Origin of the sequence: Streptomyces sp. NBC_00271 (assembly GCF_036178845.1) — a bacterium.
GTDB lineage: Bacteria > Actinomycetota > Actinomycetes > Streptomycetales > Streptomycetaceae > Streptomyces.
In genome coordinates this window covers 8231642-8243612 of record NZ_CP108070.1, presented here as the reverse complement: position 1 = coordinate 8243612, position 11971 = coordinate 8231642, and the positions used below count along the sequence as shown (strand labels likewise).

General features: G+C 63.4%; 7 protein-coding genes and 3 rRNA genes. 2 read left to right on the top strand and 8 right to left on the bottom strand.

Annotation, left to right across the window (positions count from 1 at the left end):
* Nucleotides 1-37: 37 nt before the first annotated feature.
* From rrf to thyX, 6 genes are all read right to left on the bottom strand, one after another.
* Nucleotides 38-154, bottom strand: a 5S ribosomal RNA gene (rrf, locus tag OG798_RS37420).
* Between the two features lie 97 nt (nt 155-251).
* A 23S ribosomal RNA gene (locus tag OG798_RS37415) occupies nt 252-3372 on the bottom strand.
* A 316-nt stretch (nt 3373-3688) separates the two neighbouring features.
* Nucleotides 3689-5214 (bottom strand): 16S ribosomal RNA (locus OG798_RS37410).
* The 16S, 23S and 5S rRNA genes sit together here, the layout of an rRNA operon.
* A gap of 536 nt (nt 5215-5750) precedes the next feature.
* Nucleotides 5751-7436 carry a ribonuclease J gene (locus tag OG798_RS37405; RefSeq protein ID WP_095852276.1) on the bottom strand — a complete coding sequence of 562 codons (1686 nt, stop codon included), beginning with the start codon at nt 7434-7436 and terminating at the stop codon, nt 5751-5753.
* A gap of 137 nt (nt 7437-7573) precedes the next feature.
* On the bottom strand, nt 7574-8473 hold the full coding sequence (dapA, locus tag OG798_RS37400) for a 4-hydroxy-tetrahydrodipicolinate synthase (RefSeq protein ID WP_067371314.1): 900 nt from the start codon (nt 8471-8473) through the stop codon (nt 7574-7576).
* Between the two features lie 210 nt (nt 8474-8683).
* On the bottom strand, nt 8684-9424 hold the full coding sequence (gene thyX / locus OG798_RS37395; RefSeq protein ID WP_121414852.1) for an FAD-dependent thymidylate synthase: 741 nt from the start codon (nt 9422-9424) through the stop codon (nt 8684-8686).
* Between the two features lie 203 nt (nt 9425-9627).
* On the opposite strand from thyX, the gene OG798_RS37390 reads away from it, so the two are divergent.
* Both OG798_RS37390 and OG798_RS37385 read left to right on the top strand, forming a co-directional pair.
* Nucleotides 9628-9867 (top strand): hypothetical protein, encoded by a 240-nt coding sequence (locus OG798_RS37390; protein ID WP_054232800.1) that lies wholly within the window; start codon nt 9628-9630, stop codon nt 9865-9867.
* 122 nt (nt 9868-9989) lie between these two features.
* A complete protein-coding gene (locus OG798_RS37385; RefSeq protein WP_095852277.1) occupies nt 9990-10547 on the top strand; it encodes a hypothetical protein in 558 nt (185 codons plus the stop codon).
* A gap of 164 nt (nt 10548-10711) precedes the next feature.
* Here OG798_RS37385 and OG798_RS37380 read toward each other — a convergent pair whose 3' ends face one another.
* Entirely contained in the window at nt 10712-11167 is a 456-nt protein-coding gene (locus OG798_RS37380) for a hypothetical protein (protein ID WP_054232802.1), read from the bottom strand.
* A 32-nt stretch (nt 11168-11199) separates the two neighbouring features.
* The gene (gene dapB, locus OG798_RS37375; protein WP_075031318.1) at nt 11200-11952 is read right to left on the bottom strand and encodes a 4-hydroxy-tetrahydrodipicolinate reductase; all 753 of its coding nucleotides are present in this window, start codon (nt 11950-11952) and stop codon (nt 11200-11202) included.
* Between the last annotated feature and the right edge of the window lie 19 nt (nt 11953-11971).

The window sequence follows — 11971 nt, the reverse complement described above, 5'->3', positions numbered from 1 at the left end:
CCGAACCGAAGTTCGGGGACCAGCTCTTTTAATATGAGTTCGGCGGCGTCCTACTCTCCCACAGGGTCCCCCCTGCAGTACCATCGGCGCTGTGAGGCTTAGCTTCCGGGTTCGGAATGTAACCGGGCGTTTCCCTCACGCTATGACCACCGAAACACTATGAAACTTGTCAAACTACCGCACCAAACCCAGTGGCCCTGGGAATGGGGTTGTTCGTGGTTTCAGAACCAACACAGTGGACGCGAGCAACTGAGGACAAGCCCTCGGCCTATTAGTACCGGTCACCTCCAGCGGTTACCCGCCTTCCAGATCCGGCCTATCAACCCAGTCGTCTACTGGGAGCCTTAACCCCTCAAAGGGGGTGGGAATACTCATCTCGAAGCAGGCTTCCCGCTTAGATGCTTTCAGCGGTTATCCCTCCCGAACGTAGCCAACCAGCCATGCCCTTGGCAGGACAACTGGCACACCAGAGGTTCGTCCGTCCCGGTCCTCTCGTACTAGGGACAGCCCTTCTCAATATTCCTACGCGCGCAGCGGATAGGGACCGAACTGTCTCACGACGTTCTAAACCCAGCTCGCGTACCGCTTTAATGGGCGAACAGCCCAACCCTTGGGACCGACTCCAGCCCCAGGATGCGACGAGCCGACATCGAGGTGCCAAACCATCCCGTCGATATGGACTCTTGGGGAAGATCAGCCTGTTATCCCCGGGGTACCTTTTATCCGTTGAGCGACGGCGCTTCCACAAGCCACCGCCGGATCACTAGTCCCGACTTTCGTCCCTGCTCGACCCGTCGGTCTCACAGTCAAGCTCCCTTGTGCACTTACACTCAACACCTGATTACCAACCAGGCTGAGGGAACCTTTGGGCGCCTCCGTTACTCTTTAGGAGGCAACCGCCCCAGTTAAACTACCCATCAGACACTGTCCCTGATCCGGATCACGGACCCAGGTTAGACATCCAGCACGACCAGAGTGGTATTTCAACGACGACTCCCCCTGAGCTGGCGCTCAGAGTTCAAAGTCTCCCACCTATCCTACACAAGCCGAACCGAACACCAATATCAAACTGTAGTAAAGGTCCCGGGGTCTTTCCGTCCTGCTGCGCGAAACGAGCATCTTTACTCGTAGTGCAATTTCACCGGGCCTATGGTTGAGACAGTCGAGAAGTCGTTACGCCATTCGTGCAGGTCGGAACTTACCCGACAAGGAATTTCGCTACCTTAGGATGGTTATAGTTACCACCGCCGTTTACTGGCGCTTAAGTTCTCAGCTTCGCCACCCCGAAGAGTGACTAACCGGTCCCCTTAACGTTCCAGCACCGGGCAGGCGTCAGTCCGTATACATCGCCTTACGGCTTCGCACGGACCTGTGTTTTTAGTAAACAGTCGCTTCTCGCTGGTCTCTGCGGCCACCCCCAGCTCACGGAGTAAATCCGATCACCGGTGATGGCCCCCTTCTCCCGAAGTTACGGGGGCATTTTGCCGAGTTCCTTAACCATAGTTCACCCGAACGCCTCGGTATTCTCTACCTGACCACCTGAGTCGGTTTAGGGTACGGGCCGCCATGAAACTCGCTAGAGGCTTTTCTCGACAGCATAGGATCATCCACTTCACCACAATCGGCTCGGCATCAGGTCTCAGACTATGTGTCAGGCGGATTTGCCTACCTGACGTCCTACACCCTTACCCCGGGACAACCACCGCCCGGGATGGACTACCTTCCTGCGTCACCCCATCACTCACCTACTGCAGGTCTGGTCCGTCGGCTCCACCACTCCCCTTTGCCCGAAGGCTCCGGGGCGGCTTCACGGACTTAGCATCGCCTGGTTCAATGTTTGACGCTTCACAGCGGGTACCGGAATATCAACCGGTTATCCATCGACTACGCCTGTCGGCCTCGCCTTAGGTCCCGACTTACCCTGGGCAGATCAGCTTGACCCAGGAACCCTTAGTCAATCGGCGCACACGTTTCTCACGTGTGTATCGCTACTCATGCCTGCATTCTCACTCGTGAACCGTCCACCACTGCCTTCCGGCGCGGCTTCACCCGGCACACGACGCTCCCCTACCCATCACAGCGGGCGTTGGCCCTATTGCTGCAATGACACGACTTCGGCGGTACGCTTGAGCCCCGCTACATTGTCGGCGCGGAATCACTAGACCAGTGAGCTATTACGCACTCTTTCAAGGGTGGCTGCTTCTAAGCCAACCTCCTGGTTGTCTCTGCGACTCCACATCCTTTCCCACTTAGCGTACGCTTAGGGGCCTTAGTCGATGCTCTGGGCTGTTTCCCTCTCGACCATGGAGCTTATCCCCCACAGTCTCACTGCCGCGCTCTCACTTACCGGCATTCGGAGTTTGGCTAAGGTCAGTAACCCGGTAGGGCCCATCGCCTATCCAGTGCTCTACCTCCGGCAAGAAACACACGACGCTGCACCTAAATGCATTTCGGGGAGAACCAGCTATCACGGAGTTTGATTGGCCTTTCACCCCTAACCACAGGTCATCCCCCAGGTTTTCAACCCTGGTGGGTTCGGTCCTCCACGACCTCTTACAGCCGCTTCAACCTGCCCATGGCTAGATCACTCCGCTTCGGGTCTTGAGCGCGCTACTAAATCGCCCTATTCGGACTCGCTTTCGCTACGGCTTCCCCACACGGGTTAACCTCGCAACACACCGCAAACTCGCAGGCTCATTCTTCAAAAGGCACGCAGTCACGAGGCAAGCACAAGTGCTTGCCCGACGCTCCCACGGCTTGTAGGCACACGGTTTCAGGTACTATTTCACTCCGCTCCCGCGGTACTTTTCACCATTCCCTCACGGTACTATCCGCTATCGGTCACCAGGGAATATTTAGGCTTAGCGGGTGGTCCCGCCAGATTCACACGGGATTTCTCGGGCCCCGTGCTACTTGGGTGTTTCTCAAACGAGCCGTTGACGTTTCGACTACGGGGGTCTTACCCTCTACGCCGGACCTTTCGCATGTCCTTCGCCTACATCAACGGTTTCTGACTCGTCTCACGGCCGGCAGACCGTGAAAGAGAAATCCCACAACCCCACATACGCAACCCCTGCCGGGTCTCACACGCATATGGTTTGGCCTCATCCAGTTTCGCTCGCCACTACTCCCGGAATCACGGTTGTTTTCTCTTCCTGCGGGTACTGAGATGTTTCACTTCCCCGCGTTCCCTCCACATACCCTATGTGTTCAGGTATGGGTGACAGCCCATGACGACTGCCGGGTTTCCCCATTCGGAAACCCCCGGATCAAAGCCTGGTTGACGACTCCCCGGGGACTATCGTGGCCTCCCACGTCCTTCATCGGTTCCTGGTGCCAAGGCATCCACCGTGCGCCCTTAAAAACTTGGCCACAGATGCTCGCGTCCACTGTGCAGTTCTCAAACAACGACCAACCACCCATCACCCCAAACCTTCCGGTTCGAGTGCACTGGGGCCGGCACTGAAGGCAGCCAATTCGGCCGTACCTTCAGACACCCAACAGCGTGCCCGGCACCCCCGCCACTCATGATCAGCTTTCCACGCCCCGAAGAGCAGTACTCACAGCCTGAGATGACTGAAGATGCCGAATAATCAACGTTCCACCCATGAGCAACCAGCATCAGACATTCGCCGATGTACTGGCCTCTGACCTCACCCCGGAGGGATCGGTAAGAAGTGCTCCTTAGAAAGGAGGTGATCCAGCCGCACCTTCCGGTACGGCTACCTTGTTACGACTTCGTCCCAATCGCCAGTCCCACCTTCGACAGCTCCCTCCCACAAGGGGTTGGGCCACCGGCTTCGGGTGTTACCGACTTTCGTGACGTGACGGGCGGTGTGTACAAGGCCCGGGAACGTATTCACCGCAGCAATGCTGATCTGCGATTACTAGCAACTCCGACTTCATGGGGTCGAGTTGCAGACCCCAATCCGAACTGAGACAGGCTTTTTGAGATTCGCTCCGCCTCACGGCTTCGCAGCTCATTGTACCTGCCATTGTAGCACGTGTGCAGCCCAAGACATAAGGGGCATGATGACTTGACGTCGTCCCCACCTTCCTCCGAGTTGACCCCGGCAGTCTCCTGTGAGTCCCCATCACCCCGAAGGGCATGCTGGCAACACAGAACAAGGGTTGCGCTCGTTGCGGGACTTAACCCAACATCTCACGACACGAGCTGACGACAGCCATGCACCACCTGTACACCGACCACAAGGGGGCGACCATCTCTGGCCGTTTCCGGTGTATGTCAAGCCTTGGTAAGGTTCTTCGCGTTGCGTCGAATTAAGCCACATGCTCCGCTGCTTGTGCGGGCCCCCGTCAATTCCTTTGAGTTTTAGCCTTGCGGCCGTACTCCCCAGGCGGGGAACTTAATGCGTTAGCTGCGGCACCGACGACGTGGAATGTCGCCAACACCTAGTTCCCACCGTTTACGGCGTGGACTACCAGGGTATCTAATCCTGTTCGCTCCCCACGCTTTCGCTCCTCAGCGTCAGTAATGGCCCAGAGATCCGCCTTCGCCACCGGTGTTCCTCCTGATATCTGCGCATTTCACCGCTACACCAGGAATTCCGATCTCCCCTACCACACTCTAGCTAGCCCGTATCGAATGCAGACCCGGGGTTAAGCCCCGGGCTTTCACACCCGACGTGACAAGCCGCCTACGAGCTCTTTACGCCCAATAATTCCGGACAACGCTTGCGCCCTACGTATTACCGCGGCTGCTGGCACGTAGTTAGCCGGCGCTTCTTCTGCAGGTACCGTCACTTTCGCTTCTTCCCTGCTGAAAGAGGTTTACAACCCGAAGGCCGTCATCCCTCACGCGGCGTCGCTGCATCAGGCTTTCGCCCATTGTGCAATATTCCCCACTGCTGCCTCCCGTAGGAGTCTGGGCCGTGTCTCAGTCCCAGTGTGGCCGGTCGCCCTCTCAGGCCGGCTACCCGTCGTCGCCTTGGTGAGCCACTACCTCACCAACAAGCTGATAGGCCGCGGGCTCATCCTTCACCGCCGGAGCTTTTAACCCACCCAGATGCCCGGGCAGGTGTTATCCGGTATTAGACCCCGTTTCCAGGGCTTGTCCCAGAGTGAAGGGCAGATTGCCCACGTGTTACTCACCCGTTCGCCACTAATCCACCCCGAAGGGCTTCATCGTTCGACTTGCATGTGTTAAGCACGCCGCCAGCGTTCGTCCTGAGCCAGGATCAAACTCTCCGTGAATGTTTTCCCGTAATCGGGACGACACCACGAGAGCGGAACCAAGGAGAGGAATAATCCCCCCGGTTCACAGCGTCCTCGCTGTGCGCCTGCCAGGCAGTGCCCGGCAGGACTTTTTCAAAGGAACCTCGCCCCAGCCGATCGGCCGGAGACGGGGTATCAACATATCTGGCGTTGATTTTTGGCACGCTGTTGAGTTCTCAAGGAACGGACGCTTCCTTTGTACTCACCCTCTCGGGCTTTCCTCCGGGCGCTTCCCTTCGGTCTTGCTGTCTTGCTTTGTTCTTGCGTTTCCGACTCTATCAGACCGTTTCCCGATCCGATTTCCTCGGTGCTTTCCAGGTTTCCGCTTTCGCGTTTCCCTTTCCGGCGGTTCCGACTTTATCAGAGATTCTGAGTCGGAATTTCCGTCCCGCTCGGGTGACTCCTGGCACACGGTCGTACCGGGTTCCCGTTCAGGCGGAGCCGTAAACGTACTGGAGCGGGGCGCCCCGATGCAAATCGAGGGGCCCCGCTCCGGAGTTGGCGCGTGCGAGGGGTCAGACCTCGACGACGACCGGCAGGATCATCGGGCGGCGGCGGTAGTTGTCCGAGACCCACTTGCCCAGCGTGCGGCGGATGAGTTGCTGCATCTGATGGGGCTCGACCACGCCGTCCTGGGCCGAGCGCTCCAGGACCTCCGTGACCTTCGGGATGACGTCCGCGAAGGCGGAGTCGTCGATGCCCGAACCACGCGCGTGGACGTGCGGACCGGCGTTGATCTTGCCCGTACTCGAGTCGATCACCACGAAGACCGAGATGATGCCCTCGTCACCGAGGATCTTGCGGTCCTTGAGCGCCGGCTCGCCCACGTCACCGACCGAGAGGCCGTCGACGTACACGTAACCCGCCTGGACCTTGCCGGAGATCTTCGCCTTGCCCTCGATGAGGTCGACGACGATTCCGTCCTCGGCGATCACGATGCGGTCGTGCGGGACGCCGGTGAGGGCGCCCAGCTCGGCGTTGGCGCGCAGGTGGCGCCATTCGCCGTGGACCGGCATCAGGTTCCGCGGCTTGCAGATGTTGTAGAAGTACAGCAGCTCGCCCGCGGAGGCGTGGCCGGAGACGTGCACCTTGGCGTTGCCCTTGTGGACGACGTTGGCGCCCCAGCGGGTAAGGCCGTTGATGACGCGGTAGACCGCGTTCTCGTTGCCCGGGATGAGTGACGAAGCCAGGATCACCGTGTCGCCCTGGACGATCCGGATCTGGTGGTCCCGGTTGGCCATCCTCGACAGGGCCGCCATCGGCTCGCCCTGCGAGCCCGTGCAGACGAGGACGATCTCGTGGTCCGGGAGGTCGTCGAGCGTCTTGACGTCCACCACGAGGCCCGGCGGGACCTTCAGATAGCCCAGGTCGCGTGCGATGCCCATGTTGCGGACCATCGAGCGGCCGACGAAGGCGACCCGGCGGCCGTACTCGTGGGCCGCGTCCAGGATCTGCTGGATGCGGTGAACGTGGCTGGCGAAGCTCGCCACGATGATCCGCTTGCGGGCGCTGGCGAAGACCGTGCGCAGTGCGTTCGAGATGTCGCGCTCGGGCGGGACGAAGCCCGGAACCTCGGCGTTCGTGGAGTCGGAGAGAAGAAGGTCGATGCCTTCCTCGCTCAGACGTGCGAACGCGTGCAGGTCGGTGAGGCGGTTGTCCAGCGGGAGCTGGTCCATCTTGAAGTCGCCGGTGTGGACGACCATGCCCGCGGGGGTGCGGATGGCGACCGCGAGGGCGTCCGGGATGGAGTGGTTGACCGCCACGAACTCGCAGTCGAAGGGGCCGATGCGCTCGCGGTGGCCCTCCGCGACTTCGAGGGTGTACGGGCGGATGCGGTGCTCCTGGAGCTTCGCCTCGATGAGGGCGAGTGTCAGCTTGGAGCCGATCAGCGGGATGTCCGGCTTCTCGCGCAGGAGGAACGGGACAGCGCCGATGTGGTCCTCGTGGCCATGGGTGAGGACGATGCCCTCGATGTCGTCGAGGCGGTCCCTGATGGACGTGAAGTCCGGCAGGATCAGGTCGATTCCGGGCTGCTCCTCCTCGGGGAAGAGCACTCCGCAGTCGACGATCAGCAGTCGGCCGTCGTACTCGAAGACCGTCATGTTCCGGCCGATTTCGCCAAGGCCACCGAGCGGGGTGACCCGCAGGCCTCCCTTGGGGAGCTTCGGCGGCGGGCCAAGTTCAGGATGCGGATGACTCAAAAGACTCTCCTCACCACACGCGCCACGTACCTGGCAAGGCACGTGGCGCGCATGACGTTCGTGCAGTAGCAGTTGTCTGTGTGGGGTGCAGGCCCCTGGCCTGCGTTGTCGTGCATATTCAGTTGTGAAGTCTGTATTTAGAGTTCTACCCCGCCGGCAGCAAGATCGATCTTGAGCTGGGCGGTCTCCTCGGGCGACAGCTCGACCATCGGGGCGCGCAGCGGTCCGGCGGGCAGGCCCTGGAGGGCGAGCGCGGCCTTGGTCGTCATGACGCCCTGGGTGCGGAACATGCCGGTGAAGACGGGGAGCAGCTTCTGGTGGATCTCGGTGGCCTTCTGTACGTCGCCCGAGACGTACGCGTCCAGCATGGCGCGCAGCTCCGGGGTGACGACGTGGCCGACGACGGAGACGAAGCCGACCGCGCCCACGGAGAGCAGCGGCAGGTTCAGCATGTCGTCGCCGGAGTACCAGGCGAGTCCGGAGCGGGCGATGGCCCAGCTGGCTCGGCCGAGGTCTCCCTTGGCGTCCTTGTTCGCGACGATACGCGGGTGCTCGGCCAGCCGCACGAGGGTTTCGGTGCTGATCGGTACGCCGCTGCGGCCGGGGATGTCGTACAGCATCACCGGCAGCTCGGTCGCGTCGGCGATGGCCGAGAAGTGACGGTACAGGCCCTCTTGCGGGGGCTTGTTGTAGTACGGCGTCACGGTCAGCAGGCCATGCGCGCCGGCCTTCTCGGCGGCGCGGGCGAGCTCGATGCTGTGGTGGGTGTCGTTCGTGCCGACGCCCGCGACGATGTGGGCGCGGTCGCCGACCGCCTCGAGTACGGCTCGTACGAGATCCGATTTCTCCACGTCACTGGTGGTCGGTGACTCACCGGTGGTGCCGTTGATGATCAGGCCGTCGTTGCCTGCGTCCACCAGGTGGGTGGCGAGCCGCTGTGCGCCGTCGAGGTCGAGTGCGCCGTCCGCCGTGAAGGGCGTGACCATGGCGGTGAGGACCCGCCCGAAGGGGGTCTGCGGAGTGGAGGTCGGAGCCATGGGTAACACGCTACTCGCTGCTCAAGGCATGGTCTGCCCTCGCGGGACACGACAAAGCGCGACAAATGCGGAGCCCGGCACTGCCTGCTCGGGGGTTCAAGCAGTGCCGGGTCCGTTTGATCAGGCTAGATGAACTTCTCGAAATGCCGCAATACGGACACCTCGCTCGGTTGATCCGTACATCTGTGCCGAACGGCGCGTGGGAGCGCGTTACGGCGCCACGCGCCCGTTGGCGTTGAAGGCCGCGTAGGTGAGCGGCATGAGCTTGGCCCACTCCGCCTCCATCTGCTCGCCGACCATCTCGATCTCCCGCTGAGGGAAGGACGGGACCTTGGCGAGCTCGTGCTGGGTGCGCAGACCGAGGAAGTGCATCAGGGAGCGTGCGTTGCAGGTGGCGTACATCGAGGAGAAGAGGCCGACGGGGAGGACGGCGCGGGCCACCTCGCGGGCCACACCGGCGGCCAGCATCTCCTGGTACGCCTCGTACGCCTGTCGGTAGGAGTCCTCCATCACGCGGCCCGTGAGCTCCTGCTGCGCCTGGGTGCCCTCGACGAAGACGTACTTGCCGGGGCGGCCCTCCTGGACCAGCTTGCGGGACTCGTCCGGGACGTAGAAGACCGGCTCGAGCTCCCTGTACCTGCCCGACTCCTCGTTGTACGACCAGCCCACACGGTGCCGCATGAACTCGCGGAAGACGAAGATCGGGGCGCTGATGAAGAAGGTCATCGAGTTGTGCTCGAAGGGGCTGCCGTGCCGGTCCCGCATCAGGTAGTTCAACAGGCCCTTGGAGCGCTCGGGGTCCTTCTGGAGCTCGTCGAGGGACTGCTCACCGAGGGTCGAGACGCGGGCGGCGAACAGCACGTCCGAGTCGGACGCGGTGTGCTTGACCAGCTCGACGGTGACATCGCTGCGGAAACTGGGCTTGAGGTCGTCGGCGGGGGTGTCGGTCACGGTGCGGAGGGTCCTTCCCATCACATCTCTCGGGCGGCGCCCACTCTACGGCCCGCCACTGACAACGGGGCGTTCGGTGCCGTGCCGCGACATTCGTCGGCGAACTTCAGCGAATTCGGTGATTCCGGGCACCTCTTGGGCCGTTCGCTCGTCTGTATTGGTGACAGTGATCCGTTCGAGTCTCCAGAGGAGAAGCAACCCCCATGTTCCGTCGGCGCGAGCCCGTACCGTTCGCCTTCATCGCAGAAGCCGACCAGTTCCGCAGCAATGTCGCTCCCCCACCCCGCCGACGCTCGTCGGCCGGCGAGATATTCGGCCGCTGGCTCCTGGGCCTCACCGTGGTCGCCGGGCTGGTGGGCGCGCTGATCGTCGGGATGCCGGCCCTGTCGCTCGACCAGTCGTCCGCGACGACCCAGCATTCCGAAGCCTCCAACGGCCGCTGACCCTCCCCCGCAGCCCAAAGGGCGTGGCGGCACCCCCATGGCCCCCCAAGGGTGGTGAGCGGGGACCCCGCTCGATAGCCTCACCGGGCACAGCCCATGCGTGGATTGAGTGAGGATCAGTCGTGCCCCTGCCCTTCCTGACGGCGGACCGTGACTTTGACGAGGTGGCGGACGAACTCGCCCTGCCCTTCGACGACCGCGGCCGCTGGCGGCGCCCCTACCGGCCCGGGCCGTGGCGGGTGGCCCTCGCCGCGCTCGTGCTGCTGCTCGCCTCCTACGTGCTTGTCGCGGCCGTGCTCGTCGCGCTCACCGGCAGCCGCTCCTCCGCCCTGCTCTGCTTCGGTGGCTCCGTGCTCGTGATCCTGTGCGCGTTGCGGCTGCTGCGGATGGGCGTCTGGGTGAGTGCGCGGGGGCTGCGCCGCGTGGGCTTCCTGAACACGAGTACGGCGTCCTGGGACCAGGTCGTCGCCGTACGCACCGTCCAGCAGCCGGTGCGCTGGCTCGGGCTGCCGCGCACCGTGCAGGGACAGGCGCTGATCCTCGTACGCAAGGGTCGTGCGGCGGACAGCGTGCCGCCGCTGCTCACCTCGCACAACTCCGACTTCCTGGCGCGTACGGAGGCCTTCGACCGGGCGGCGGACGCCGTCGAGGTGTGGGCCGACGAGTACCGGCGGGACTGAGCCCCAGCGGTCGTAGCAGGGCGTCGTAGCAAGGCGAGGTAGCCAGGCGACGTACTAGGGCGCCGTAGCAGGGCGAAGGGGCCGGTCTGCACTCCGCGGGCCGGCCCCTTCGACGTTCTTCTCCGCCGTGCCGCTCGTCGCACTTCTCGTGTGCGCCGGGGTTCTCAGGCCTCGGCGGGGCGCCTGCCCTCGCGCAGGGCGATCGCCCGCTGCATCGCCTTGCGGGCGCGCGGGGTGTCGCGGGCGTCGTGGTAGGCGATCGCGAGGCGGAACCAGCTGCGCCAGTCGTCCGGGGCGTCCTCGGTCTCGGCCTTGCGCCTGGCGAAGACCTCGTCGGCCGAGTCACGGTCGATACGGCCGCCCGGGGTGCGCTTCAACTCGTCGACGGGCAGGCCCCCCTCGGCGTCGAGCTCGGCGGCGAGCCGGTTGGCCTTGCGGACGAACTGGGTGTTCTTCCACAGGAACCAGATGCCGATGACCGGCAGGATCAGCACCGCGACACCGAAGGTGACGGTGATCAGGGTGCCGTTCTCGATGAGCAGCACGCCTCGGCTGCCGACCAGGACGAAATAGACGACCAGGACGGCTGCCGTGACGGCGTAGGTGATCTTCGCACGCATGTCTGCCGGCTATCTGTTGTACGTCCCTCGGCTCAGCCGAGGTCCAGGAAGTGTTCCAGGCCGAAGGTGAGGCCCGGGGCGGTCACCACGCGGCGGACGCCGAGCAGGATGCCCGGCATGAAGCTGCTGTGGTGGAGGGAGTCGTGGCGGATGGTGAGGGTCTCGCCCTCGCCGCCGAGCAGGACCTCCTGGTGGGCGAGGAGCCCACGCAGGCGGACCGCGTGCACCGGGACACCGTCGACGTTCGCGCCGCGGGCGCCGTCCAGGGCGGTCGCCGTGGCGTCGGGCTGCGGGGCGCTGCCCGCGCGCTCCCGGGCCGCGGCGATGAGCTGCGCGGTGCGCGTGGCGGTGCCGCTGGGGGCGTCCACCTTGTTCGGGTGGTGCAGCTCGACGACCTCGACGGACTCGAAGTACGGGGCGGCGACCTCGGCGAACTTCATGGTCAGTACGGCCCCGATGGAGAAGTTGGGCGCGATGAGCACGCCCGTCTCCGGGGACGCGGCCAGCGAGGTGTTGAGCTGAGCGAGGCGCTCGTCGGTCCAGCCGGTCGTGCCGACCACGGCGTGGATGCCGTGCCGGACGCAGAAGTCGAGGTTGCCCATCACCGAGGCCGGGGTCGTCAGTTCGACCACGACCTGGGTGCCGGTGGCGACCAGCGCTTCCAGCTCGTCGCCGCGGCTCAGCGCGGCCACCAGCTCCAGGTCCTCGGCGGCCTCGACGGCTCGTACCGCCTCGGCCCCGATCCGGCCCTTGGCACCGAGGACCGCCACGCGCAGCTTGCTCATTGCTTCGTTCCTTACCGAG

Excerpts from the sequence above, each read along its gene's own strand:
- dapA (WP_067371314.1), bottom strand. The coding sequence starts at position 8,473 with ATGGCTCCGACCTCCACTCCGCAGACCCCCTTCGGGCGGGTCCTCACC.
- OG798_RS37390 (WP_054232800.1), top strand. The coding sequence starts at position 9,628 with ATGTTCCGTCGGCGCGAGCCCGTACCGTTCGCCTTCATCGCAGAAGCC.
- OG798_RS37380 (WP_054232802.1), bottom strand. The coding sequence starts at position 11,167 with ATGCGTGCGAAGATCACCTACGCCGTCACGGCAGCCGTCCTGGTCGTC.
- dapB (WP_075031318.1), bottom strand. The coding sequence starts at position 11,952 with ATGAGCAAGCTGCGCGTGGCGGTCCTCGGTGCCAAGGGCCGGATCGGG.